Annotated in this window: 25 protein-coding genes; 14 read left to right on the top strand and 11 right to left on the bottom strand. The window is 63.5% G+C overall.

Annotated elements, in window-relative coordinates; translation table 11 throughout:
- Positions 1-290: 290 nt before the first annotated feature.
- From IB277_RS09940 to IB277_RS09925, 4 genes are all read right to left on the bottom strand, one after another.
- The gene (locus IB277_RS09940; RefSeq protein WP_146242990.1) at positions 291-1,022 is read right to left on the bottom strand and encodes a hypothetical protein; all 732 of its coding nucleotides are present in this window, start codon (positions 1,020-1,022) and stop codon (positions 291-293) included.
- 78 nt (positions 1,023-1,100) lie between these two features.
- Positions 1,101-2,042 carry a DMT family transporter gene (locus IB277_RS09935; RefSeq protein ID WP_192370973.1) on the bottom strand — a complete coding sequence of 314 codons (942 nt, stop codon included), beginning with the start codon at positions 2,040-2,042 and terminating at the stop codon, positions 1,101-1,103.
- Between the two features lie 16 nt (positions 2,043-2,058).
- A complete protein-coding gene (locus IB277_RS09930) occupies positions 2,059-3,024 on the bottom strand; it encodes a DMT family transporter (RefSeq protein ID WP_110818652.1) in 966 nt (321 codons plus the stop codon).
- Positions 3,021-3,596 carry a TetR/AcrR family transcriptional regulator gene (locus tag IB277_RS09925; protein ID WP_060516055.1) on the bottom strand — a complete coding sequence of 192 codons (576 nt, stop codon included), beginning with the start codon at positions 3,594-3,596 and terminating at the stop codon, positions 3,021-3,023. Before IB277_RS09925 ends, IB277_RS09930 begins: the two co-directional genes overlap by 4 nt.
- Before the next feature lie 288 nt (positions 3,597-3,884).
- Here IB277_RS09925 and IB277_RS09920 point away from each other — a divergent pair, with 288 nt between their 5' ends.
- The 3 genes from IB277_RS09920 to IB277_RS09910 all read left to right on the top strand — a co-directional run bounded on the left by IB277_RS09920 (position 3,885) and on the right by IB277_RS09910 (position 7,337).
- The gene (locus tag IB277_RS09920) at positions 3,885-5,288 is read left to right on the top strand and encodes a DUF1254 domain-containing protein (RefSeq protein ID WP_192370972.1); all 1,404 of its coding nucleotides are present in this window, start codon (positions 3,885-3,887) and stop codon (positions 5,286-5,288) included.
- A 92-nt stretch (positions 5,289-5,380) separates the two neighbouring features.
- The gene (locus IB277_RS09915) at positions 5,381-6,076 is read left to right on the top strand and encodes an SOS response-associated peptidase (protein ID WP_089043543.1); all 696 of its coding nucleotides are present in this window, start codon (positions 5,381-5,383) and stop codon (positions 6,074-6,076) included.
- A gap of 652 nt (positions 6,077-6,728) precedes the next feature.
- On the top strand, positions 6,729-7,337 hold the full coding sequence (locus IB277_RS09910; RefSeq protein WP_113189632.1) for a histidine phosphatase family protein: 609 nt from the start codon (positions 6,729-6,731) through the stop codon (positions 7,335-7,337).
- A gap of 119 nt (positions 7,338-7,456) precedes the next feature.
- On the opposite strand, the gene IB277_RS38865 is transcribed toward IB277_RS09910, so the two are convergent.
- From IB277_RS38865 to IB277_RS09900, 3 genes are all read right to left on the bottom strand, one after another.
- Positions 7,457-7,666, bottom strand: a complete 210-nt coding sequence (locus tag IB277_RS38865; RefSeq protein ID WP_371813581.1) for a hypothetical protein — start codon at positions 7,664-7,666, stop codon at positions 7,457-7,459.
- Between the two features lie 15 nt (positions 7,667-7,681).
- Complete coding sequence (locus IB277_RS38860; RefSeq protein ID WP_371813580.1) at positions 7,682-7,813, bottom strand: hypothetical protein; 132 nt, start codon at positions 7,811-7,813, stop codon at positions 7,682-7,684.
- A gap of 249 nt (positions 7,814-8,062) precedes the next feature.
- Positions 8,063-8,986 carry a bifunctional helix-turn-helix transcriptional regulator/GNAT family N-acetyltransferase gene (locus IB277_RS09900; protein ID WP_112771008.1) on the bottom strand — a complete coding sequence of 308 codons (924 nt, stop codon included), beginning with the start codon at positions 8,984-8,986 and terminating at the stop codon, positions 8,063-8,065.
- Positions 8,987-9,232: 246 nt separating this feature from the next.
- On the opposite strand from IB277_RS09900, the gene IB277_RS09895 reads away from it, so the two are divergent.
- Positions 9,233-10,969: an adenylate/guanylate cyclase domain-containing protein gene (locus tag IB277_RS09895; protein ID WP_192370971.1), complete on the top strand. Its 1,737-nt coding sequence runs from the start codon at positions 9,233-9,235 to the stop codon at positions 10,967-10,969.
- A gap of 124 nt (positions 10,970-11,093) precedes the next feature.
- The gene (locus tag IB277_RS09890) at positions 11,094-13,403 is read left to right on the top strand and encodes a rhodanese-like domain-containing protein (protein WP_192370970.1); all 2,310 of its coding nucleotides are present in this window, start codon (positions 11,094-11,096) and stop codon (positions 13,401-13,403) included.
- 695 nt (positions 13,404-14,098) lie between these two features.
- Here IB277_RS09890 and IB277_RS09885 read toward each other — a convergent pair.
- Complete coding sequence (locus IB277_RS09885) at positions 14,099-14,467, bottom strand: VOC family protein (RefSeq protein ID WP_060583226.1); 369 nt, start codon at positions 14,465-14,467, stop codon at positions 14,099-14,101.
- Positions 14,468-14,623: 156 nt separating this feature from the next.
- Positions 14,624-15,514 (bottom strand): LysR family transcriptional regulator, encoded by an 891-nt coding sequence (locus tag IB277_RS09880; RefSeq protein ID WP_192370969.1) that lies wholly within the window; start codon positions 15,512-15,514, stop codon positions 14,624-14,626.
- Between the two features lie 282 nt (positions 15,515-15,796).
- On the opposite strand from IB277_RS09880, the gene IB277_RS09875 reads away from it, so the two are divergent.
- A complete protein-coding gene (locus tag IB277_RS09875; RefSeq protein ID WP_246812722.1) occupies positions 15,797-17,242 on the top strand; it encodes an MFS transporter in 1,446 nt (481 codons plus the stop codon).
- A gap of 39 nt (positions 17,243-17,281) precedes the next feature.
- On the opposite strand, the gene IB277_RS09870 is transcribed toward IB277_RS09875, so the two are convergent.
- Positions 17,282-17,863 (bottom strand): GNAT family N-acetyltransferase, encoded by a 582-nt coding sequence (locus tag IB277_RS09870; RefSeq protein WP_192370967.1) that lies wholly within the window; start codon positions 17,861-17,863, stop codon positions 17,282-17,284.
- Between the two features lie 50 nt (positions 17,864-17,913).
- On the bottom strand, positions 17,914-18,288 hold the full coding sequence (locus IB277_RS09865) for a DUF4180 domain-containing protein (RefSeq protein WP_034793127.1): 375 nt from the start codon (positions 18,286-18,288) through the stop codon (positions 17,914-17,916).
- 389 nt (positions 18,289-18,677) lie between these two features.
- On the opposite strand from IB277_RS09865, the gene napE reads away from it, so the two are divergent.
- The 8 genes from napE to IB277_RS09825 all read left to right on the top strand — a co-directional run bounded on the left by napE (position 18,678) and on the right by IB277_RS09825 (position 25,757).
- A complete protein-coding gene (napE, locus tag IB277_RS09860) occupies positions 18,678-18,866 on the top strand; it encodes a periplasmic nitrate reductase, NapE protein (RefSeq protein WP_034793129.1) in 189 nt (62 codons plus the stop codon).
- A 9-nt stretch (positions 18,867-18,875) separates the two neighbouring features.
- Positions 18,876-19,376, top strand: a complete 501-nt coding sequence (gene napF, locus IB277_RS09855; RefSeq protein WP_034793131.1) for a ferredoxin-type protein NapF — start codon at positions 18,876-18,878, stop codon at positions 19,374-19,376.
- Positions 19,369-19,653, top strand: coding sequence for a chaperone NapD (locus IB277_RS09850; RefSeq protein WP_192370966.1), 285 nt, complete (start codon positions 19,369-19,371; stop codon positions 19,651-19,653). Before napF ends, IB277_RS09850 begins: the two co-directional genes overlap by 8 nt.
- On the top strand, positions 19,650-22,157 hold the full coding sequence (gene napA, locus IB277_RS09845; RefSeq protein ID WP_060516070.1) for a periplasmic nitrate reductase subunit alpha: 2,508 nt from the start codon (positions 19,650-19,652) through the stop codon (positions 22,155-22,157). Before IB277_RS09850 ends, napA begins: the two co-directional genes overlap by 4 nt.
- 44 nt (positions 22,158-22,201) lie before the next feature.
- The gene (locus tag IB277_RS09840) at positions 22,202-22,657 is read left to right on the top strand and encodes a nitrate reductase cytochrome c-type subunit (protein ID WP_089043553.1); all 456 of its coding nucleotides are present in this window, start codon (positions 22,202-22,204) and stop codon (positions 22,655-22,657) included.
- A 4-nt stretch (positions 22,658-22,661) separates the two neighbouring features.
- A complete protein-coding gene (locus tag IB277_RS09835) occupies positions 22,662-23,360 on the top strand; it encodes a NapC/NirT family cytochrome c (RefSeq protein WP_034793141.1) in 699 nt (232 codons plus the stop codon).
- Positions 23,361-23,955: 595 nt separating this feature from the next.
- Complete coding sequence (locus IB277_RS09830; RefSeq protein ID WP_060516071.1) at positions 23,956-24,378, top strand: YciI family protein; 423 nt, start codon at positions 23,956-23,958, stop codon at positions 24,376-24,378.
- Between the two features lie 530 nt (positions 24,379-24,908).
- Positions 24,909-25,757, top strand: a complete 849-nt coding sequence (locus IB277_RS09825; protein ID WP_034793150.1) for a hypothetical protein — start codon at positions 24,909-24,911, stop codon at positions 25,755-25,757.
- The last annotated feature ends 54 nt before the right edge of the window (positions 25,758-25,811 follow it).

Genomic DNA, 25,811 nt, shown 5'->3' with positions numbered 1-25,811 from the left:
TCGACTGGGGTCTTCGGTCCGCCGGGAGCTTGTACCGTGAAGACAGACGTTATCGTTTCATAGCTGAAATCCGCGACCACCTCAGTTGCAACAACTTCACAACGTTCTCGATCTTCATCGTCAAAAGCTACTAAGAACTCGAGGACGATATTGTCGTTGTTCCAGCCGCACGTTACGGCCGATATCGTCGGCGGGACTGTTCCGAGCATGGCGCGTTGCACGCTGAGGAGCAGTCGTTTCTCGCGATCTGACGCTGGCATAAGTACCTTCATTGCTGGGGCGGTTCGAATCTATGACGCCAGATGGATGGCCCCAAAGGGATTGTACTTGAACTCGTCCTCGTCATAGGCGTCGACGGGCAGCAATTGGGCGCCGCGGTGCTTCAGCACCGTCTCGACGCCGTCGCTGAAGACTTCGTCGGCAACGGTGTCGATCAACGCGCTCAAGGCCAGTTCGTCGTCGGAGAGGGTTTTCGGCGCGTAGACTTCGGGTATCCCGACCAGATGGAAGCCGATGCTGTAGAGATGTTCGTCGGTGCCGATCGGCCGCTTGGCAAAGGCGAGGCGGCAGGGGCGGGCAAGTGCAGCGCCTGTTTGGCCTTCGGCGTCGCGAGCAAGCTCTTTCCACCTCTCAACGCCGTGGGCGACGCCGGCGCTCTCGCCCTTGGCGGCGACGATGCCGTTATCGAGGGTGTGGGCGACCAGCCGAAGTGCGATGGCTGAATGTTTGACCGCATCGTCTGCCGTCATCGGCGGGCCGAGCACATAGATGACCGAGCGATGGTCGCTGACGGCCTCTTCGTCGGCTTCGGTCCAGGCACCCTTCTTGACGCGATCCCGGCAGACCTCGAAGGACATCGGCATTCGGTCGTCCGGGGCGTCCTCGGAAAAGGTGTCGTCGATCTCGAAGCCTGGCGCGAGACTCTCGATCGCCGACTGGATCATCTCGCAAAGCATGGAGAAGGGGCGTTCTCCGCCGAGCAGGCAGAGCACGTGACGTGGTTTGACTTCGGAAAAGCTCATGGTCGCTGTCCCCCGGTGGTTTGGGCGAAGCTGTCGCAGACACCACCACAAGATGCAAGCGGTCAGTGGATGGCTTTCCTAGACGTGCTCCGGACTTTGCCCCCGGGCCGGCTGCCGTGCCCTCGCGACGATGACGATGCCGATGAGCGAGACGACGAGGCCGGCGGCCATGGCCCAGGAGAGGGGCTCGCCGAACATGATAAAGGCCCAGATCATCGTCACGGGCGGGCTCAAATAGAGGATGACGGTGACGCGGGCGGGCGAGGATTTTTTCAGCGCCAGATAATAGAGGCTCCAGGCGCCGAAGGTGGCGACGAAAACGAGCCAGAGGATACCGCCGACAAAGCCCGGATCGAGCACCGGCAGAACGCTGCCCTCATGCCAGGCAAAGAGCGCGAAGATCGCTGCCGCCGACAGGCACTGGATCGAGAGGCTTTGATGCACCGGCATGGCGCCCGCCGGGCTGCGCTTCTGCAGCAGGGTCGCCAGCGCCAGCGACAGGGTGCCGAGAACCGGCAGGCCATAGGCCCAGAGCGGAACGTTGCCGATATCGAGCGACCAGCCGGAGGCGATCAAGACACCGGTCAGCCCGATTAAGGAGCCGAGCCATTGGCGGGCGGTCAAGGCCTGGCCGAGGACCGGCCAGGAGAGGATGGCGACGGCAAGCGGCAGCATGTCGGTGATCAGCGCCACGAGGCCAGTGGGCACGCCATAGGAGATCGCCAGCGCAAAGCCCGCGAGATAGCCGGACATGGCAAGCGCGCCGAAGAGCATCTGCGGCACGGCGTCCTGCAACCGGATCTTTGGCCCGACCGTCAGGGCGAAGGGCAGCAGTATGAGACCGGAGACGAGGCTGCGCCAGAAGAGGATCAGGAAGAGCGGCGCGTGATCGATGGCGAAGCGGATGCCGACGAAGCCGGCGCTCCAGGAGATCACCAGCGCGGCCTCGAGCAGGATCAGGATGACGACGGCCCACATCCGGTTTGGCTGGCGGGAAGGCAGCGCAGCGACGTCGCTCATATCAAGGGTTCCGGCTCTAGCGGCTGGGGAGGGCCGCGTCGATGGCGGCGGCGGATCGCGGGCGTTCGGCGCGGCGGCGCCGGCCCGGCATCGGCAGGGTAAGGATGAAGAGCGAGCCGACGATCAGCCCGATGCCCGCCCAGCCCTCGGCCGGCAGGCGCTCGCCGACGATGACGACGGCCAGCACGGCGGCGATGACCGGTTCAAGCAGCGACAGCGTGGTCGCCATGGTGGCCGACACGCGCGCGAGGCCATAGGCGAAGAGCACGTAAGCGACCAGCACCGGCACCAGCGCCATGTAGATACCGACGGCGACATTGGTCCACGACGCTAAAAGCGGCGCGCCGGTGAAGGCGAGCACCGGCAACAGCAGAGTGCCGCCGACACCGAAGATCGAGCCCATGGCGGCGCGTGGCGGAATGCCCGCCTGCATCAGCCGCCGCGCGACCCAGGAATAGAGCGCGTAGAGCAGGCCGGAGACGAGGCCGAGCAGGATGCCGTAGAGGACGGCCGTCGCGTCGGCAGCACCGGCGCTGCCGTGGCTTTCCGAAAAGGTGAGAAGCACGGCGCCGCCAAGGCCGGCGGCGGCACCCAGCAACCAGCGAGTGGTGAGCTTCTGACCGTCGAAGATGCGCTCGATCAGCGAAGCGGCGAGTGGCGCCGAGCCGATGGAGATGACGGTGCCAATGGCGACGCCGGCGAGATGCATGGAAGAGTAGAAGGCGAGCGGATAGATCGCGACCGAGAGCGAGCCGAGGATCAGCATCGGCCACTGCGCGGCGATCTTCGCCCTGCTTTTGACGATCGAATGCAGCGCCGTCAGCGCCAGGAGCAGGCCGCCGAGGCCCATGGCGACGGCGCCGATGCCAAGCGGGCTGACCCCTGAAGCAAAGGTGGCGGTGGTGCCGGTCGTGCCCCAGAGCGCGGAGGCGGTGAGCACGCAGGCAAAGCCGACGAGAGAAGCGGAATTTCGGGAGGTCATAGCTGGTCCATGATCGAGATGGCGATCCGGCGCGCGGTCTTCAGCCGTGCGTCATGTCCGTCGAGCCCGGCACGCGACATCGCGCCCTCGAGCAGGAAGGAGAGGTGCTCCGCCGTCTCGTCGATGGCGGCACCCGCGTCGGGCTTCATCTCGGCGAGATATTGCTTGAAGAGCGTTTCCACCTCGTCCTTCTGCGAGGCGACGATGTCGCGGGCGGGATCGCCGACCGAAAGCTCGGCTGCGGCATTCAGGAGCCCGCAGCCGCGGAAGCCCCAGGAATAGGCCATTTCAGCGTGGTCGACATAGCTGTCGAATATCGCCAGTACACGGTCTCTCGGCGTTGCCGCATGGGCCAGGCGCTCGCGGTAAAGCTCCTGCCATTCCCGGTGGCGCGCCTCGATATAGGCGTTCACCAGATCGGTCTTGGACGAGAAGTTGTTGTAGAGGCTCATCTTGGCGACGCCCGCATGCGCGGTGATCGCATCGATGCCCGTGGCGCCGACCCCATCCCGGTAGAACAGTTCGGCTGCCGCCTTCAAAAGCCGCTCGCGCGCCGGCGCCTTGTCGCTCATCGCTTTCTCCAATCTATTAGGTAGACCGATCTACCTATTTTGGTCCGATGTCAAGTGACGCGGTGTTTTTCGAAGGGGATGAGGATGCGGTGATGCGCCGGCCGATCGCCGCCGTTTGTGTTTGCGGCTGTAACCGTAACGTACTTCCGCGCGTCGCACGCAACGGGTCTACTGCTCGGCATGCATTCGCACTAAATTTCGCATTGGTGGCCCGCAATGGAGTTTGCGAGGCAGCGGCGGTCGAGAGATTTCAAGGCCGCCGGCCGCGGCGTATGAGGGAGATTCGGCATGCTGCGATTTATACTCACAGGCGTGGTGCTTCTGGCCGGCGCGACGAACGTCGCGGCGCAGGATATGTTGCCGGCCGAACTCCGGGACCGCGCGATCGCCCGCCGGGCGACGGAGGCGGTGATCTGGGGCATGCCGGCGGTCAATGCCGACCTGATGCTGCAGACGATGCTTTCGACGACGAAGGCCAGGGTCAACGAAGTCGTCTACTGGTCTCGCCCGGTCAACTGGAAGAACCAGACGCTGACGCCGAACCCGGATTCGATCTATTTCATGTCCTTCTGGAACGTGAAGGACGGGCCCATCGTCATCGAGATCCCACCGGCCGAGGGCGGATCGATCGCCGGCAACATCGTCAACGCCTGGCAGATGCCGCTCGAAGATGCCGGCCCGCATGGCGCCGACGAGGGCAAGGGCGGCAAGTACCTGATCCTGCCGCCGGATTACATGGGCGAGGTGCCGGAGGGCTTCATTCCGCTTCGCTCGGACACCTTTACCGGATTTGCGCTGCTGCGTTCCAACCTGAAGAGCCATGCCGACGCCGATATCGAAAAATCGGTGGCCTATGGCAAGAAGATCAAGATCTACCCGATGCCGGTGACCGACAAGCCGCCGGAAACCGTCTTTACCGACGCCTATGACGTGCTGTTCGACAGCACCATCCGCTTCGACGCCAGCTTCTTCGACAATCTGAACCGGGTCGTCCAGACCGAGCCGTGGCTTGAGCGCGACCGGGTGATGATCGACCAGCTGAAGACGCTCGGCATCGAGAAGGGCAAGCCCTTCCAGCCAAGCGCCGAAACCAAGGCGCTGCTCGACAAGGCGGCGGCCGAAGCCAGAGCCGAGCTTTCGGCGCGCTATGACGCCGGCTTTCCTGTCATCAACGAGGGCATCCGCTGGTTCCCCGCCGGGCTGCCGGACATGGTGAAGGCCGCCTCGGAGGCCTATGCCGATCCCGGTCTCTATCCGGTCGATGCCCGAGGCGTGACCTATACGCTCGGCTTCACCGGCATCAAGCGGCTGGGCACGGCGCAGTTCTACCTGATGGCCAACAAGGACAAGGACGGCAATTCCTTCAACGGCGGCGCTAACTACCGCCTCGTCGTGCCGAAGGATGCGCCGGTCGAGCAGTACTGGTCGGTGACCGCCTACGACCGCGAGACCCATGCGCTGATCCGCAACATGGACAAGGCGAGCGTCGCCTCGATCGGCGAGGGGGTGAAGAAAAATGCCGACGGCTCGGTCGACGTCTATTTCGGCGCCAAGGCGCCTGCGGGCAAGGAGGCGAACTTCGTGCCCGTCGACCCCGCCCGCAAGTTCGAACTGCTTTTCAGGCTCTACGGCCCGGAAAAGCCGCTGTTCGAGAAAAGCTGGAAGCTGCCCGACGTGGAGAAGATGCCGTAGCGCTTGCAAATGCCGTACTTGCAAAGTGACGGTGTTGACGCATTCCGGCGGAGCCATAGCTATGCATGCAGCCGCGGGCGGAAGGAGCCACCATGTGCGGACGCGTCTATCTGAAGACCAATCTGGAGGGGTTGCTGCGCGCCTTCGGCTTTGCCGAGCGTGGCGGCGTCGAGACGATCGCCAACCAGTTTCCGCGCTATAACGGTGCGCCGACGCTCACCTATCCGATCATCATCCGCGACGTGATCCGCGATCCCGATCTCTTCGGTCCGGTCTTCGTCTCGGCCCGCTGGGGCCTGATCCCGAGCTGGACCAAGGACCCGAAAGCGGGCAGGCCGCTCGTCAACGTGCGTTCCGACACGATCGCCAGCAAGTTCCGCTCGTCCTATCAGCGCCGGCGCTGCCTGGTGCCGATCGACGGTTTCTTCGAATGGAAGGACATTCACGGGACCGGCAAGGACAAGCAGCCCTATGCAATCGCCATGAAAACGGGCGAGCCGTTCTGCCTTGCCGGCATCTGGGAGAGCTGGCGGAACCCCGATACCGACGAGGATATCCGCACCTTTGCGATCGTCACCACCGACGCCAACGCGATGATGGCCGACATCCACGACCGCATGCCTGTCATCCTGCATCCCGACGATTACGAGCGCTGGCTTTCGCCGGAGCCGGAAGCCCCTGACCTGATGAAGCCGTTTCCGCCTGAGCTCATGACGATGTGGAAGATCGGCAGCAAGGTCGGCTCGCCGAAGAACGATACGCCGGATATCTTGGATCCGGTGGATTGAAGGGGAAGCGCTTCACTTTGTCCATTGAGCCCAAAGCAATGACGGCACGATCGCAAGTGCCATAACCACCTGAAACACGATGTACGCGATGATGATAAAGGCGATATCGTGAACGATTGTTTTGGCAACCTTCACGATCCTCCCGCTGCAGCTTTGCCGTCTCAAATCGGTGCCTTTACGTCATCGCCGTAGGTGTAGGTCAGACGGCGCTCAGAGATGTTATCGAGAGGCAGCGCCCTGAAATGGGATTTTAGCGGCAACCCGGTTTCCTTGGAAATCCACATTTCGACACGGACATTATAGTCCTTTTGGATCTGTCGCTCATATCGATAGACCGTAGCAGCGATACCCGCGACGTCTTCATGGCGGAGAAGCGCACAGTTCGCCGCTATTTCCGGCTCAGCGGACGCCGGAAGAGGCACGCTGGAGCTTGCGCCCAATGTGAGCAGCTAACGTCCATATGTACCGTTGCGACATCGATGCCTTCCTTGATTGCGGCTGAAACTGAACACGATCCTTTGTGTTGTGCGAGAGGGGTGGCCTGGAAAAGCGTCGTATCGCCTGACGGGAGCGCAAGCTCAGTGCTCGACATTGTCTTGGCGACCTGATCTAGCTGCCTGCGCCAGCCACAGGCTCATGGAAAGGCCAGCTCTTGATCTATCTTCTCCGCCATGGCGAAACCGTCTGGAACACGCTCGGTCGGTTCCAGGGGCAGCTGGATTCGCCGCTGACGAGGCTTGGCGTCGAGCAGGCAGATGCTGTCGCCAACCTCCTTCGCGCCGAGATTGGTGATGAGGTGCCGTCGTTCGAGATGCATGTCAGCCCGCTCGGACGGACCCGCGAAACCGCCGAAAGGGTGCAGCGGGTGCTGCCGCTTGCGAGCCGCGAGGATGCGCGGTTGATGGAGGTTTCGGTCGGCTGCTGGGATGGCATGACCAAGTTCGAGATCGACATGGAGTATCCGGGCAAACTCGATGGTTCCGATGTCTTCGACTGGTATTTCCGTTCGCCGGATGGGGAGAGTTTCGATGCCGCCTGTGCGCGGGCGGAAAGCTGGCTTGCGGATATCCGGCGGCCGACGGTCGCGATTTCCCATGGGCTGTTCGGCCGGTTGCTGCGCGGCGTCTATGCCGGCCTCTCCAGGCGGGAAATGCTGGAGCTGCCGGTGCCGCAGGATGGATTTTATCGTCTCGGCGAAGGGACGTTCAGCCTCGTCACCGGTATATCGACCGGCCGACAACTGGCGTCCGCTACCGAGTGAAAGCACCAGCGCGGCACCTCGGTCGGCTCCCGGGCTTTTCCAGTGGCCGCCGCGGTGGATCGACGTTTCTTCGCGGTTGGAGGGCTATCGGCCAAAGGCAGGCGCGGACTGCGCAAGCATCACGTTTGCATCACCTGCTCCAGAGCGCTCAGCAACGCCCGCGTATCCGCCGGCTTGCCGACATTGACTACCCCCGCCAGAACCTCTCCGCCGACCTGCTCCGGCTTTTCATAGGCGCTGGCAAGCACGAAGGGCACGCTCTGCGCCCGAAGCGCCTCCGCCACCGGCGTCACGGTGCCGTCTTTCAGGGTAACGTCCAGAATGGCCACCGCCGGCTCGGCGCTTCACAAGAGCTGCAGGGCTTGCTTTACCGTCGCGGCGGGTCCCAAGACATGCCAGCCGTGCCTTTCCAGCAGCAGCTCGAGGTCCATGGCGATCAGGAACTCATCCTCGACGAGAAGCACGGACTTGGACATGAAACCAGTCTCTGTCTTTGGAGACCGGTGACAGGGGCGTAGCGATCTCTACTGCCAAACCCTTTGGTGCATAGTTCAGTTCCACGCGCGCGCCCAATTCGCTTCTCACGGAGAATTCGATAAGCCTGGTGCCGAAACCCGACGTGGTCGGGGGGCGTGACCGACGGACCGCCGCTTTCCTGCGAGGCCAGCGGAAGACGCCCCTTAAAGGCCTTCTCGATCTTCCAGCGGATGGCGTGCCTGCCGTTCCTACAGATCCCGCGCGAAAATCTGGCCGGTGAGATCCTTGCCGAAGCTGTGGTGTTGTTCTTCCTCGATCAGCGCGAAGCCGGCCTTCTCATAGATGTGGCGGGCGGCGTCGAGGCCGGCATTGGTCCACAGGATCATGCGGTGGTAGCCCAGAAGGCGGGCGTGGCGCATGCATTCCTCGACCAGCCGACGGCCGATGCCGAGGCCCCGGGCGCTGGGCTCGACATAGAGCAGGCGCAGCTTCGCCGTCGTTTCATCGTGGCGGACGAGAAATACCGAGCCGACGACCTTGCCGTCTTTTTCGGCGATCCAGCAGCGATCCGACTTCGGATCGTAGTCGTGCATGTATTTGACGACGATCTCGGCGACCAGCGCTTCGAACGCGGTGGTCCAGCCATATTCCTGCGCATAGAGCGCGCCCTGCCGGTGGATCACCCAGCCCATGTCGCCCGGCTGCGGATCGCGCAGGATGAAGCCCGGCGTGCGCTCCTCGGCAAGCAGGCTTTCGATCTCGCCCATGGCGCCCACCAGCTGCTTCTGTTCCGGCACCGAAAGCTTTTCCAGCATGGCGACGACTTCGCGCTGTGACGCATCCTCCAGGGGCTGGAAGATCGCGCGCCCCGCGTCCGTCAGCTCGAGTTGCGTGACCCGGCCGTCGGCCGGCGAACGGGTCTTTTCGATCAGCCCCTTCTTCTCGAAGCCGGTAATGACGCGGCTGAGATATCCCGCATCGAGGCCGAGTTCGCGGCAGAGGTCGCTCGCCGTCAGACCGGAGCGATGCGCCAACTCATAGAGAATGCGGACTTCGGTCAGCGAGAAGGCGCTGGCGAGCAGATGCTCGTGCAGCAGGCCCATCAGTCGGGTGTAAAAGCGGTTGAAGCGCCGCACCGTCTGGGCGCGGTCATCGATTTGCTGCGGAGACATGGGATGCCTTTATGAATTTGCCTTGATCAGATAATTAGTTGCCTAAGGCAAGTATTGTCAAGCAGGAATGCGCCAAGGCCCGCGGGACCGCCCGTTGCCGAGCGCCGGCGCATGTGCGTCCCCTTTTGGTTTTTGCATTTGCTAATTTAGGTAGGAGATCGTTTCAGGCTGCGATAATATCGGATCGGATATCTCTTAGGTCCGGAAATCCGGAACGGGCCGCTTTTCAACGTGTTTGGCAAGCCCATGGAGCAGAGATTAGCCGCAGTGCTGGCGGCCGATATGGCCGGCTACTCCAGGCTGATGGAGGCCGACGAAGCGGGCACGCTTGCGCGGCTCCGCACCCACCGCATCGAGCTCATCGATCCCGCGATCGCCAAGAACAAGGGGCGGCTGATCAAGACCACCGGCGACGGGCTGCTGGTGGAATTCCAGAGCGTGACCGATGCGGTCAAATGCGCGGTCGAGATCCAGCAGCGCATGAAGAGGCGGAACTCCGATGTGCCGGAGGACCGGCGGATCGAATTCCGCATCGGCATCAATCTTGGCGACATCATCTTCGAGGACGACGACATCTTCGGCGACGGCGTCAACATTGCCGCGCGCGCCGAGCAGCTGGCCGAAGTCGGCGGCATCTGCGTGACAGCAGCAGTGGCGACACAAGTGGCTGACCGGCTGGAATTGCCGATCGAAGATCTCGGAGAGAAGACGCTGAAGAACATCAGCCGGCCGGTGCGCCTCTACCGCGTCGGTCTCGAGGGTCTGGACCTTCCGGCCTCGACGGGGGGGGGCGAAGCGAAAAAGGGCGTCTGCAAACCGACGATCGTTGTCTTGCCCTTCGACAATATGAGCGGCGATCCCGACCAGGAGTTCTTCGCCGACGGGCTGACCGAGGACATCATTACCGAGCTTTCGCGAAGGCATGAGCTCTTCGTCATCTCGCGCAACTCCTCCTTTGTCTACAAGAACCAGTCGGTCAACGTGCGCGAGGTGGCCGCCAGCCTCGGGGCGCAATATCTGGTGGAAGGCAGCGTGCGCAAGATCGGCGAGCGGGTGCGCGTCACCGTCCAGTTGATCGACGCGGTCAACGACGCACAAATCTGGGCCGACAAATACGACCGGCAGCTCGATGACATCTTCGCCATTCAGGACGAGGTGACGGCGGCGATCGCCGCGACCGTGCCCGGTCGGCTGGAGGCAGCCCAGCGCGACCAGCTTTCGCGCACCAAGCCGGCCAACATGGCGGCCTACGAATGTGCGCTTGCCGCCAAGGTGCTGCATCACCGCAGCAGTGCCGACGACAACAGGCAGGCGCAGGCGTTGATCGACCGTGCCGTTTCGCTCGATCCCGGCTATGCCCACGCGCATGCCTGGCGGGCCTGCATCCTCGGGCAATCCTGGGTCTACGGCTGGTGTGCCGACAAGGAGGCGACCTGGGCCGAGGTCAATGCCGAGCTCGAACGGGCGCTTGCGCTCGACGACAACGACGCCGACGTGCATCGCATCCTTGCCGCCGTCAACGTCAACACCAACGAACTGACGACGGCGCGCTATCACCAGGAGCGGGCGCTGTTCCTCAACCCCAATTACGACCTCGTCGTGGTGCAGCAGGGCGAACTCTTGACCTGGCTCGGCCGGCCGGAGGAGGGAGCGGAATGGATCCTGAAGGCGATGCGCCTCAACCCGCACCACCCGGAACGCTTCTGGAGCCACCTCGGCAAGGCGCATTTCGCCGCGCGCCGATATGGCGAGGCGATCGAGGCCTTCATGCACCTGACCTCGATGGACGAGACCCAGCACGCCTTCGTCGCCGCCTGCCACGGCTGGCGCGGTGACGCGATTGCGGCGGGCGCGCATATCGGCAAGGTCAAGGCGCTGGCGCCGAGCTTCGAGATCGAGACCTTTCTGGCGACCATGCACTATGCGCAGGAGGAGGACCTGCAGCATCTGCGCGAGGGGCTGGTGAAGGCGGGGGCGGGGTGAAAAGCGGGCCCGCGCGCTCAAGGCCTGCGCGTGGACGCGAGCACGGATCCGGAGGCGAGGAGGATGCGTTTCCGCCCCTGACAACGCAATTGCGGAGCCTGCTGCACCGTCGGGAGAGGTGGCTATGGAAGCAGTTCGCGCAGAACGGCGGCTGGTGGCCATTCTTGCCGTCGACGTTGTCGGCTACTCGCGGCTGATGGAGGCCGACGAGGCCCGTACGCTCGCAGCCATCAAGGCGTGGCGTTGCGACATCTTCGATCCCCTCATGCAGGACTACCACGGCCGCATCGTCAAACTGATGGGCGACGGTGCGATCGTCGAATTCGGCTCCGTCGTCGATGCCGTCGCCTGTGCGGTCGCGTCGCAAAACAGGGTTGCGGCGCGCCAGGCGGATATCCCGCGCGAGCATCGGCTGCTGCTGCGCATGGGCATCAACCTCGGCGATGTCGTCGTCGAGGGGGATGATCTGCTCGGCGACGGCGTCAACGTCGCAGCCCGCCTCGAGCAGATGTGCGAGCCAGGGGGCCTGTTCGTCTCCGGCACCGCCTTCGACCACCTGCAGGGCAAGTTCGAACTGCCGCTGGAGTTCATTGGCGAGCATCACGTGAAGAACATCCAGCGGCCCGTCCGCGTCTACCGGGTGCAGTTCGACGGAGATCTCAAGAGTCGGCGCTTCACCTTCGAGACCCTTCGCGGCTGGCGCATTGCCGCTGCGCTGGCCGTGATCGTTGCGACCGGCCTTGCCGCGACGTGGCTGGTGCAGAGGCGCGCGAGCGTCGAGCCCGCGTCCGTTGCGCGGAGCGCCTTGCCGCTGCCGCAGACGCCCTCGATCGCGGTGCTGCCTTTCGAAAATCTCAGCTCCGATTCAGCGCAAAGCTACTTCGCCGACGGCATGACCGACGACCTGATCACCGAACTGTCGAAACTGTCGGGCATCTTCGTCATCGCGCGCAACTCGACCTTTGCCTACAAGGGCAAGCCCACCAAGGCGCAGCAGGTGGGGGCGGAACTGGGCGTCCACTATATCCTTGAGGGCAGCGTCCGTCGGGAGGGAAACCAGGTTCGGGTCAATGCCCAATTGATCGACGCGATCGACGGGCACCACCTGTGGGCCGAGCGCTATGATGGGGAAATGAGCGGCGTGTTCGGGCTGCAGGACAAGGTGATAGGACAGATCGTCTCGACGCTCTCCGTGAAGCTGACGAGTGCCGAAAAGAACGTGGCGGCGGTGCCGGAAACGACGAACCCGAAGGCCTACGATACCCTGTTGCGCGGCTGGGAGCATCTTCGCCGCGACAGCGAAGCGGAAACGGTCGCAGCTTCCGCATTTTTCCAGAAGGCGATCGTGCTCGACCCGCACTATAGCCGCGCCTACGCGTCGCTGGCGGCGGCAAACTGGCGGGCGAGCATCCTCTCCTGGGATTATTCCCGTAGGGAGGCCGCGTCCAGGAACCTCGCCAGAAATCTCGCAAAGGCGATGGAGAGGCCGACGCCGCTTGCCTATGCCGTCTCGGCGCAGGTGCTTGCGCAGCAGGGGCGTTACGACGAAGCCTTCGCCGCCATCGACCGAGCGATGATGCTAGCACCCAACGATCCCGACAACCATGTCGGCATGGCGCGGATCCTCAACGCGACGGGACGCGCGACGGAGGCGGAACAGGAGGCGCGCCTGGCGATGCGGTTCGATCCTCACCCGACGCGGGCAACGCTGCGCATGCTCGCCGTCTCGCTGTTTTCTCAAGGCAAATACGACGAGGCCGCCGCCACTTACGAGCGGGTGCTCGAGAAAAGCTCCGAACTCTTGGGGGATTACGCCACGCTGACTTCGAGCTATGGACATCTCGGCCGCACGGGCGACATTCAGAGGCTGGTCGACCAGTACAACAAGCTGGCGGCGTCCTCGCTGGGAGATCCGCTCACCGTCCAGGAAAGCGCCTATGACTGGTATGGCAGCGCCTTCAGCTACCACAGGCCCTATATCGCGCGGCTGCAGGAGGGACTTCGCAAGGCCGGATTGCCGGAAGGGGCCGGCACGGACCTTGCCTTCGACGACTATGCCAAGTTCATTTCGCTGACGAAGGCCGAGCTCAGCGTCGAGCGAACGATAAAGGTCGACGTTGCGGAAGTGAAAGCGCTGCTTGCGCGCGGCGTCGCCTTCATCGATGTGCGGGCGCCGCTCACCTATGACATTGGCCATCTCCCCAAGGCGGTCAATCTGTCGCTGCTGACCGCGCTATCGAAGGAAAGCCTCGCCAAGGTGGTGGGAAAGGCAGACGAGGTCGCTTTCTATTGTCAGGGCCGAAACTGCACCCATGCCGCCTATGCGTCGGCCAAGGCGATCGCCTGGGGCTACACCCGCGTCTACTATTTCGCCGGCGGATTTCTGGAGTGGGATGACGAGGGCTACCCGCTCGTGATCGAGGTCGGCAAGTAGCAAGCGGCCGAACCCTCGGGCGCCTTGAGCACCGTTGCGTCCATCAGCCGACAGTGCCTGTCCGGTCCCCGTTCGATCGAAGCCGACTGCCCGTCTCCTCAAATCGCGCTCGACTTTAGGACAAAGACAGGCAGCAATTTAAAGATCGCTGCGGGGCAGCTTAACCTCAAGAGGACGTAGCTCGAAGCGCCTCTGTCATTCCGCCAGGCGTTGGCTGCGCCGTCACGTCATTCGCTGCCAAAGGTCACCAAGGCGGCCTACACGCCCGTGCGTTGCGTGCAGCGGTCACTGGACAACCGGTTATGCGCGCGCCAATGATTGCGGTATGGACGAGACAATCATTCAGGCGCACAAGCATTGCGCCAACCATCGAGCGGAAATCGAAGCGAGCCCGTCCTGCGGATGCTTCTATTGTTGCGAGATCTTTCCGGCGGCCGAGATAAACGAATGGATCGACGATGACACAACGGCGATCTGTCCCCGTTGCGGCATCGATTCCGTCATCGGCAGTGGCTCAGGCTTTCCCGTGACGACGGTCGAATTCCTGGCGCGGATGAGACGCTATTGGTTTTGAGCGTCGCGCCGTCCGCCCTGAAGCGGGGGCGCAACGCGACGTAGACTTCAGCCTGTCGCCATCAAGGCCCAACTCGTTTGCCGGGCATCGATGGCGGCTCCTTGCCGCGATCTTGGTCGGATCAGGCCTCAGGCTCGTGGCAGACAGCCTCGATGTTGTGGCCATCCGGATCGAAAACGAAGGCGGCGTAATAGTTGGCGTGGTAGCGCGGGCGCAGGCCCGGCGCGCCGTTGTCCCTGCCGCCGGCCGCAAGGGCTGCGCTGTAGAAGGCGTCGACCTGCTCACGGGTCGTGGCCATGAAGGCGAGGTGAAGGTGCGCCGGCGATTCCTCGGTCTGGTAGAGGCACAGCGACGACTTGCCGTCCGTACTCATCTCCACGCCATGCGCGCCATGATCGACCACCGAAACGCCGAGCGGTTCGAGCGTCTTCAGGTAGAAGTCGAGGCTTGCCGCATAGTCGCGGACACCGAATTTGACGTGGTCGAACATCGCGTTCTCCTGTGTGCGGGTTTGAGGTGCGCTGGCGAGGCGGCGCATTTGCGGCCGGGATTGGGCTGATACCCCGATGGCCTGTTGCAGGCAACCGTAGGTCCTTGGGGGCGCATCGGTATGCGCTCGGGGCCTGGCCTCTTGCCGCGCGGCGCGTCACACGGCGCAGACCTCCCGCACGCATCCCCTTAGCCACCTGTGCGCCGGATCGGCGTCGAGGCGGGGGTGCCAGAGCAACGAAATGGTGATTTCGGGCAGGCTGACGGGCAGGGGGAAGGTGACGAGGTTTTCGCGCAGGCTTCCGGTGTAGCGCTCGGGCACGCTGGCGACGAGGTCGGTGGCGCGGACAAGCGCCAGGGCCTCGGAGAAGCTGCCGACGGAAGCGGTGATCTTGCGGCTAAGGCCGAGGGCCTGGAGGGCAGTGTCGATCGGGCCGACGTCGTTGCCGCGGCGCGAGACATGGATGTGGTGGCCTTCGGCGTAGCGGGCGGGCGTCACTTCGCCTGATGTCAGCGGATGGCCCGGGCGGACCACGGCGACGAAACGGTCGTGGAAGAGGGCCTGGGCGCGAAGCTCCGGGCCCGTCATGTCGCCGACAACGGCAGTTTCGAGATCGACGGTTCCTTCGCGAAGCGGGCTGCTTTCCCGGTCGAGCTTCTGCACGAAGCGCAGACGCACGCCGGGCGCCTCTCGCTCGACACGGGCAATCAGTGCAGCGCCGAAGTTTTCGACGAAACCCTCGCGGTTCCTGAGCGTGAAGGTGCGGGAAAGCGTCTTCAGGTCCAGGCTCTCGGCCGGGCGAAGGCAGGCTTCGGCCGCATCGACGATGGGGCCGATGCGATCGCGCAGTTCCAGCGCCCTCGGCGTCGGAACGAGGCCGCGGCCGGCGCGCACCAGCAGCGGATCGCCGGTCGCCTCGCGCAGCCTTGCCAGCGCCCGGCTCATGGCCGAGGGGCTGAGCCGCAGGCGCCTGGCGGCGCGGGCGACGCTGCCTTCCGCAAGCAGCACGTCGAGGGTCACGAGCAGGTTGAGATCCGGTCTGGTCATGCCCATCCATAACACAGTTGGCTCATGATGTGGCGTCAAACGCACGAATAAAGTGCAAATGCTGCGTCTTCCGCCACATGAAGCCGAGGTCTATTTTTTCGGAGAACTGACCTTGGAGGGTTTTTCGATGATCTCATGCCCACTAATGCCCGCCCCCTCCCTGTCTGATCGGAAGTCGTTGCCGCATATTTTGAATCATGAAGGCGCGCTACCGCCTTGTTTTCCCGCGATTTCCCGCGCCGCAAATGATCGGCGCGAAACCTCGCGTGCAGCATGTGGCCGATGAGCGCGACGAAGACTGCAAACGCTCCCGCCTCCGCCTCGGTTCGCTGCGTGCTCACCAGCCTGTCGCTGTCGATGCTGCTCTCTTCGCTTGGCACCAGCAGCGCCAATGTGGCGCTTCCGGCGCTGGCGGACGCTTTTGGTGTCTCGTTCCAGGCGGTGCAATGGGTGGTGCTTGCCTATCTGCTTGCCATCACCACGCTGATCGTCAGCGTCGGGCGGCTTGGCGATATCGTCGGCCGGCGGCGGCTGCTGCTTGCCGGCATCGCGCTCTTTATCGCAGCCTCGGTGCTTTGCGGCCTGACGCCCGCTTTCCCGCTGCTCGTCGCGGCGCGAGCGATGCAGGGCATCGGGGCTGCGATCATGATGGCGCTGACCATGGCTTTTGTCGGCGAGACGGTGGCGAAGGAGAAGACCGGCAGCGCCATGGGCTTGCTCGGCACCATGTCGGCCATCGGCACAGCGCTCGGGCCGTCGCTCGGCGGCGCGCTGATTGCCGGGCCCGGTTGGCGGGCGATCTTTCTCGTCAACGTGCCGTTGGGGCTTCTGGCGCTCGTGCTCGCCCATCGGTATCTGCCGGCGGACAAGGGGTATGAGGGCAGGGAACGCCCACGCTTCGACGTCGCCGGCACCTTGCTGCTTGCGCTTTCGCTGGGCGCCTATGCATTGGCGATGACGGTGGGCCGCGGCAGTTTCGGCATGCTCAATGTCGCGCTGCTTTCGGCCGCCGTTTTGGGTCTTGCACTGTTCCTGCGGGTCGAGACCAAGGTAGCCTCGCCGCTGATCCGGCCGGCGATGTTGCGTGATCCGGTTTTCAGCCGCGGGCTTTCGACCAATGCGCTGGTCTCGACCGTGATGATGGCGACGCTGGTGGTCGGGCCGTTTTATCTGTCGCGCGGGCTGGGGCTCGATGCGGCGATGGTCGGGCTCGTCCTGTCGGTCGGTCCCGTCATCTCGGCCTTCGGTGGCGTGGTCGCCGGCCGTATCGTCGATCGCCTGGGCGCGGGCTTCGTAGTCACGATCGGTCTTGCCGCGATGGTTGCGGGCTGCGCGGCGCTTGTGCTGCTGCCCGGGCTTTTTGGCGTTGCCGGTTATGTCGCGGCGATCGCGCTTTTGACGCCCGGCTACCAGCTGTTCCAGGCGGCCAACAATACGGCGGTCATGGCGGATGTGAGCGCGGACCGGCGCGGCGTCGTTTCCGGCCTGCTCTACCTTTCGCGCAATCTCGGCCTCGTCACCGGCGCATCGGTCATGGGCGCGGTCTTTGCCTCAGCCGTGGTGGCAAGCGACATGGCCGGGGCGGCGCCAGCCTTGGTCGCCAGGGGCATGCAGGTGACCTTTGCTGTGGCTGGGCTGTTGACCGTGACCGCGCTGGCGATTGCCGTTGCGGGCAGGGCGTTCAGGCGCGCACAACGGGCCGTCGCCGCGGAGCCAGCTGGAGAGTGATGATCCCGCAAAAGACGGACCGCACCGACACGCCGCCGCTCAGCGATCGGCACCCGACCGATTGCGCCACGCCTCTGACGCGAGGCTGTAGCTCTGGTGGAGGATCTCTTCGCCCCTCGAGCGGGAGGCCTTCCGCATGGTTTTCTCAGGGCGAAAGCCGAGCTTGAGCAGGACCTTGCCGGAGGCCGGATTGTCGGCCGCGTGGCCTGATTTCAGCCTCGCGAGCCCGAGCTGCTCGAAGGCGAAGGACACCACTGCCTGCGCTGCCTCGAAGGCATAGCCCTGGCCCCAGCTTGGCTTCTCCAGCCAGTAGCCGAGTTCGCCTTCTTCGCCGTCGATCTCGTCGAGATCGACCAGGCCGATCATGTGGCCTTTGCGCTCGATGGCAAATCGAAAGGCCGTGCCGGCGATCCATTCCTGCCGGTGCACACCGAACCAGACGGTCATGTCGTCGGGATCGGGTGGAAACTGCGCCATGCGTAGCATGCGCGTGACGTCCCAATCCGACTGGATCTCAAAGGCGCGCTGCGCATCGGCGGGCGTTGTCGGGCGCAGCGCGAGTCGATCGGTCGTCAGCGTGACCGCGGGGCGATTTCCAGTGTTCGCTGCGGATGGGCGCATTGTCACGGGTCTCCCCATCGATCCGCACTGATCGTCAGACACTACCGCGTTCAGGCGGTCGGCAAACGCTCGAGCCGGGCGCGAAGCGTTTCGAAATCCGGCACGAACCAGATCGAATCACCCTTGTTCGTTTCGCGCACGAAATCGGTCAGCGCCTTGCTGGCTTCGAGCCTGGTGCTGATATCGCCGACGATGGCGAGCCGCATGCGGTAGTTGACGAATTTCTGGAACACCTCGCCGGCGACGCGGGTCGAAAGATCGAGGAAATGGGGACCCAGCCGTTCGACCGGGACTGCCAGCAAGTCGGCCTCATGCGCCCAGCCGTCGCCGAGAAAATCATTGGCGTCGCCCGGTGCCGCAAGCAGAGGGCCATCGACAGCGCATTGCAGCACGCGCGCGGTTCCGATTTCGATCAGCTGTGTCATGCGCCAAGAAGTAGGCTGCAAAGCCCAGGGTTGCAAGGGCTGTTGCCTCGGGTTCTGCCGTCGGGGCAGGTTGCGCTCGCCGCCGGCAGGATTGGTCCCGTATCCGCATGTCCGGTCGGTTCGGCCGAGCGGGCATGAGGCGATGTATTTCTAGAAATATATCGATATTCGCAAAAACTGATTGGCGTCCGCAAGTTATGCCGGAACGACGCGTGAGAATTTCTCGGGAATTCCGGTGCCAGTTTTCTGTCAATTTGACACAGATCAATGACCCCTTCTGTTCGGCATTTACTCTGAGGCACGGTGAAAAGCTGTCATCGGCCGGTCACGGGATTGATTTTTATTTCCGGTGGCGCATCTTACCTTGGATTGTGTTGGGGGACGCAGGAATGCCGGAAGTCGTTCAGGCACAGCCGATCGAAAAGCCGCCGCGCTCGCGACGCGCGGAGCTGATTACCTTCTTCGTGCTCGCCTTCGGCATCTGGCCGATCGTCGCCGTCGGCATTGTCGGCGGCTATGGTTTCCTCGTCTGGATGCTGCAGATCATCTTTGGCCCGCCGGGCCCGCCCGGGCATTGAGGTCGAGCCATGAAGGTCGAACCTCTCTCACGCCGTGAATTTTTTACCGGCCGCGCTGCCGCAAAGCCCGTCCGCATCCGCCCGCCGGGCGTTTCGGAGCTCAGCCTTGCCGCCTGCACCGGTTGCGGCGCCTGTGCGGAGCGATGTCCCACCGCCATAATCCGTCTTTCTGACGGTCTTCCCTTCGTCGACTTTTCGGGCGGCGAATGCACCTTCTGTGGTGCCTGCGAGGAAGCCTGTCCCGAGCCGGTATTCACCGAGAAGGCCGTGCGCCGTTTCCCGCATGTCGCCGCGGTCACCGATACCTGTCTCGCGCGCCGATACATTGCCTGCCAGTCCTGCGGCGAAAGCTGTCCGGAGCAGGCGATCCGTTTTCGCCCGCGTATCGGCGGGCCGTTTCTGCCTGAGATCAACGAAGACCGATGCACCGGCTGCGGCGCCTGCCTCAGTGGCTGCCCGGTGAGTGCGATTGCAGTGAAGGCATTGGAAGTGGAGGTGGCGCATGTCTGAGGCCGCAGCGGCAAAGGCGGGTACGCCCTATCACATTTCGAGCGCCGTGGTCGCCACGATGCCGCAGAGCACCGAAGCGATCCTGGCGACGCTCGCGGGAGTGGAAAACGTCGAAATCCATGGCCATGGCGGCGGCAAGATCGTCGTCGTCATCGAAGGCAGAAGCACGGGCGCGCTCGGCGAACGGCTGACTCAGATCTCGCTGCTCGACGGGGTGATCTCGGCCAACATGGTTTTCGAGCATGTGGAAATGGAAGAGGAAGGGCAGGAGCCATGAGCGGAGAACTGACGCGGCGTGACATTCTGAAGGCCCATGCGGCCGGCATCGCCGCCGCCACGGCCGGCATTGCGCTGCCTGCCGCCGCACAGCCGGTGCCGGGCGGCGTCAACGCGCTGGAAATCAAGTGGTCCAAGGCGCCGTGTCGCTTCTGCGGCACGGGCTGCGGCGTGATGGTGGGCGTGAAGGAAGGCCAGGTTGTCGCCACCCACGGCGACATGCAGGCCGAGGTCAACCGCGGCCTCAACTGCATCAAGGGCTATTTCCTTTCCAAGATCATGTACGGCAACGACCGCCTGACGACGCCGCTCTTAAGGAAGCGCGGCGGCACTTACGCCAAGGACGGCGAGTTCGAGCCCGTCAGCTGGGACGAGGCCTTCAACGTCATGGCCGAGCAGGCAAAGAAGGTGCTGAAGGAGAAAGGCCCGACGGCCGTCGGCATGTTCGGCTCCGGTCAATGGACGATCTTCGAGGGTTATGCGGCGACCAAGCTGATGCGGGCGGGTTTCCGCTCCAACAATCTCGATCCCAATGCCCGCCACTGCATGGCGTCCGCCGCCGTCGCCTTCATGCGCACCTTCGGCATGGACGAGCCGATGGGCTGCTACGACGACTTCGAGAACGCCGATGCCTTCGTGCTCTGGGGCTCGAACATGGCGGAGATGCACCCGATCCTCTGGACCCGTGTCGCCGACCGGCGTCTCGGCCAGCCGCATGTGCGCGTCGCGGTGCTTTCGACCTTCACCCATCGCAGCATGGACCTGGCCGATATCCCGATCGTCTTCAAGCCAGGCACCGACCTCGTCATCCTCAACTACATCGCCAACCACATCATCACGACCGGCAAGGTCAACGAGGACTTCGTCAACAAGCACACGAAGTTTGCTCGCGGGGTCACCGACATCGGCTATGGTCTCCGGCCCGACAATCCGGTCGAGGTGAATGCCGCAAACTCCAAGGACCCCGGCAAGACCGAGCCGATGGATTTCGAGGCGTTCAAGGAGTTCGTTTCCGAATATACGCTGAAGAAGACCGCCGAGATGACCGGCGTCGATCCGGAGTTCCTGGAGCAGCTGGCCGAGCTTTATGCCGACCCGAGCCGCAAGGTCATGTCGCTCTGGACCATGGGCTTCAACCAGCATGTGCGCGGTGTGTGGGCCAACCAGATGGTCTACAATCTGCATCTTCTGACCGGAAAGATCTCCGAGCCCGGCAACAGCCCGTTCTCGCTGACCGGACAGCCGTCTGCCTGCGGCACGGCGCGCGAGGTCGGCACCTTCGCCCATCGCCTGCCTGCCGACATGGTGGTGACCAATCCCGAGCACCGGAAGCACGCCGAAGAAATCTGGCGCATTCCGCACGGTATCATTCCGGAAAAGCCCGGCTACCACGCCGTGCAGCAGGACCGGATGCTGAAGGACGGCAAGCTCAATTTCTACTGGGTGCAGGTCAACAACAACGTCCAGGCGGGGCCGAACACCGCCAACGAGACCTGGCAGGGCTATCGCAACCCGGACAATTTCATCGTCGTTTCCGATGCCTATCCGACGATCACGGCGATGAGCGCCGACCTGATCCTGCCCGCCGCCATGTGGGTGGAGAAGGAAGGGGCCTACGGCAATGCCGAGCGGCGCACCCATGTCTGGCACCAGCTGGTGCAAGCGGGCGGCGAAGCGCGCTCGGACCTCTGGCAGATGGTGGAGTTTTCCAAGCGCTTCACCACCGACGAGGTGTGGCCGAAGGAGATCCTCGACGCCAGCCCCGAATATCGCGGCAAGACGCTGTTCGAGGTTCTGTTCAAGAACGGCGAAGTCGATCGTTTCCCGCTGACCGATGTCAGCGCCGAATACGACAACAACGAAGCCAAGGATTTCGGCTTCTACATCCAGAAGGGGCTGTTCGAGGAATATGCCACTTTCGGACGCGGCCATGGTCATGATCTGGCGCCCTACGACACCTATCACGAGGTGCGCGGGCTGCGCTGGCCTGTGGTCAACGGCCAGGAGACGCGCTGGCGCTACCGCGAGGGCTTCGACCCCTATGTGAAGCCGGGCGAGGGCGTGAAGTTCTATGGCAACAAGGACGGCAAGGCGATCATCCTTGCGGTGCCCTACGAGCCGCCGGCCGAATCTCCCGACGACGAATACGATACCTGGCTGGTGACCGGCCGCGTGCTGGAACACTGGCACTCGGGCTCGATGACCATGCGGGTGCCGGAACTCTACAAGGCGTTTCCGGGCGCGCGCGTCTTCATGAACGCGGAGGATGCCCGCAAGCGCGGCATCAACCAGGGCATGGAAGTGCGCATCGTCTCGCGCCGCGGCGAGATCCGCTCACGCGTCGACATCCGCGGCCGCAACCGCATGCCGCCCGGCGTCGTCTTCGTTCCCTGGTTCGACGCCAGCCAGCTGATCAACAAGGTTACCCTCGACGCCACCGATCCCATCTCCAAACAGACGGATTTCAAAAAATGCGCGGTCAAGATTCTTCCCGTCACCCTCTAGGGTGGTCACGGCTGGTTCGGGCCGTTGCCAAACGGCCCGCATGGATGGCCCTTGCGGCTGGCCTTCTGATGTTCGTCACGACGGCGGCCGTCGCCCAAGTGGCGGAAAAACTGGTGCCGCAGCTCGAAGGGCCGACGCCGCAGATGGCGACGGAAGCGGCGGCACCGCTGCCGAAATGGGTGGTCGACGACAAGCGCAAGATGCGCGCCTATCCCGATCAGCCGCCGGTCATTCCGCATTCGATCGAGGGCTACGAGCTTTCGGTCAATGCCAACCGGTGCCTGTCCTGTCACAAGCGCGAGTTCACGCAGGATTCGGGTGCGCCGATGATCAGCGTCACCCACTACATGACGCGCGACGGGCAGATGATCGCCGACGTTTCGCCCCGGCGTTACTTCTGCACCGCCTGCCACGTGCCGCAGGCCGATACCAGCCCGCTGGTGCCGAGCAATTTCAAGGACATGAGCGAACTGGGCTTCAAGCCGGCCGGAAGCGAGTGACGACATGATCGCATGGATCAGGAAAATCATCCTTTGGGCCTGGGGCATCATGAAGACGCCGGCCGGCACGCTCGGCCTTGGCTTCCTCACGCTCGGCGGCTTCATCGGCGGCGTCATGTTCTGGGGTGCATTCAACACGGCGCTGGAACTCACCAACACCGAAAAGTTCTGCACCTCGTGCCATGAGATGCACGACAACGTCTATCAGGAGCTGACGCGCACCATCCACTTCTCCAACCGCTCGGGCGTGCGCGCCAGTTGCCCGGACTGCCACGTGCCGCATGAATGGACCGACAAGATCGCCCGCAAGATGCAGGCTTCGAAGGAAGTCTGGGGCAAGATCTTTGGCACGATCAATACCAGGCCGAAATTCCTCGAGAAGCGGCTGGAACTGGCGCAGCACGAATGGGCGCGCATGAAGGCCAATGACAGCCTGGAATGCCGCAACTGCCATTCCTCCGTCGCCATGGACCTGCAGAAGCAGACGCAGCGGGCGGCCGAGATCCACACCCGCTATCTGCTCTCGGGCAAGGCCACCTGCATCGATTGCCATAAGGGCATCGCCCACGAGCTGCCCAACATGGAAGGCATCGATCCAGGCTGGAAGATGCCGCCGGAACTGGAGGGCAAGAAGATGGCCAATCAGACGCCGATCGATGATCTGAGGCAGGCGATGGCGGATCTGCATATGCAGGCGCAGTAAGACGCGCCGGCCCACCTGAGCCGCATTGAATTCTCCAGGGCCATGCCGGTGCGGTGTGGCCCTCTTTTTTACGGTTCTTGGGCAGTGCGTCCTTCATTCCTGTGCTTGTCACAGGAATTCAGCCGCGTCGCGTCGGCGGCGCGAGGGACCTGGTTCCCAAGAGGCGTCGTGCCAAGACCGTACTTCCCACCGTGCCGACGCACGGCTGCTGGATCTCTGTGACGAGCACAGAGATGAGGGTGGGTGGGGGCCGGCCTCGTGCCAAGCCGCCAGATGAGGGGAGTGGCTTGGGGGTTCTTGAGCCAACGGCGCACGTTCGGATCTGCGGCGATGGACTTGTCGAGCAGCGCTTTTCTCTCTTCATTTCCCCCCGCCAATCTTATTTCGGAAAAAAAACGACACCGCTGTCGGCGCCGCCATTTCCCGTTCGTCATTTAGGCAGGGAGGCAATCTGGCTTCCTCCACCGGAGCGGGATAGGAAAAAAATCCGCGCGGGTCTTTCGCCCGCAGCCTGCTCTCACTATTTGGGTTTCACCACGCCGGCACCCCCAGAGGTCACGAGGACCGGGACTGGCGTGACAGAGGAGAATGGACAATGCGCGTAGTGGTTTTCGTAAAGGCGACCAAGGACAGCGAAGCGGGCAACATGCCCTCGACCGAGCTGCTGGAAGCCATGGGCAAGTACAACGAGGAACTGGTCAATGCCGGCATCATGCAGGCGGGCGAGGGGCTGCATCCCTCGTCGCGTGGCGCCCGCGTCGCCTTCGACGGCGCCGACCGCATGGTCATCGATGGCCCCTTTGCCGAGACCAAGGAACTGGTCGCGGGCTTCTGGATCTGGACCGTCAAGGACATGGCCGAGGCAATCGCCTGGGTGAAGCGCTGCCCGAACCCGATGCCGGGCCCGAGCGAAATCGAAATCCGCCCGGTCTTCGAGATGGAAGATTTCGGCGACTTGGTGACGCCGGAGATCGCCGCCCAGGACGAGCGCCTGCGCGAGAAGATCGCCAACCAGTAAGGGCTGTTAGCCGAACCTTGGGGTGGCCTTGCCCATCTCCCCAGGTTTAACCCGGGAGCAACTCTGCTTGCCCCTCACCCTAACCCTCTCCCCGCAGGCGGGGAGAGGGTACGAGCCCGGTTCTCGGTGATTTCGAACGCAGCGCCGTCACGGTCAAATGTGTTTGGTCGGGGGGCCGGATTGCGGTGCTTGTCGCCGAGGGAGTGAGTGCCACGCATGTCCTTCTCCCCGCCAAGCGGGGAGAAGGTGCCGGCAGGATGAGGGGCAAGTCGTCACCGGGCGGATGAGGAGTTAGTCCTCACCGGGCGGATGAGGAGTAAGTCCTCACCGCGGGATGAGGGGCAGCCGCCGGTTTTGCGCGGTGACAAGGTGTTGTGCGGCGAGCGGGACGAAGGCCGTTCGCGGGATGAACGGCTGCCACGGTGTCCGGATCGTGTCGATGTTGGCAGGACGTCTGCTCTGCTTCCCGTAGAGATTGTATTAACCGTGTTCGTTTACCTTATTTCCGGGGTTTGAACCGGAGTGGGGCAATGGTCAGGACGAGCAGTTTCGTCATTTTTCTTCTTTCAAGTGTTTCGATCGCGGCGGCTGCCGATATCGATGGTCCGTTGGTGGGGCCGCAGGACGCCTATGAGGTGCCGGTGGAGCAGGCGTCGGGCGGCATCGTCGGCTACGTCGAGACGTCCTACGGCGCGGCCGTGGACTCGCCCGGCGATATCGATGCGGATGCATGGGACCTGCGCGGTGCGGTGAACTTCGACGCCGGCGCCGGCTTCAACCTGCAGGTCGATCTCGGCTACACGCGCGCCTCCTTTGAGGATATCGACACGAACAGCTATGACGGCGCGCTGCACGGCTACTACCGTAATGATCTCTTTGCGGCAGGCGTCTTCGTGCAAGGCGCACGCCTCGACCCGGGCATCGGCCTCGACCTCAACGATTACATGGGTGGCGTCGAAGCGGCCTACTTCCTTGATACCTGGACGCTGCATGGCGCGATCGGCTACGGCCAGGCGAGTGTGGAAGACTTCGACGACATCGATGCCGATCATTACATGGGCTCGCTCGGCGCGCGCATCTACGCGACCGACAACCTGCGCTTCGACGTCGACGGCTCGCTGCATCGCATGAGCGAAAACGACCTGGATTACGACCTGCGCAGCGTAAAGCTGACGGCCAACTACCGGCTGGACGCTTTCCCCGTCACGCTCTTTGCCGGCTACAAATACACCAACGAAGAGCTTTCAGGGCTGAGCGCTTCGGTTTCCGGCGACACCAGCACCCTCTTCGGCGGCCTGCGCTTCTCCTACGGTTCGACGACGCTCAAGGAAGAAGAGCGCCTCGGCCCGGTCTGGTCCAGCAATCGCCTGGCGTTCTGATCGGCTTGGCAGGCGGCAGCATTTTGCGCCGCTGCCAGCCAGGTACAATCATCA

It is taken from the genome of Ensifer sp. ENS07 (genome assembly GCF_014852185.1).
Classification (GTDB): Bacteria; Pseudomonadota; Alphaproteobacteria; order Rhizobiales; family Rhizobiaceae; genus Ensifer; species Ensifer adhaerens.
Note: the sequence above shows the minus strand (reverse complement) of the source record. Positions and strands in the feature narration are given on the sequence as shown.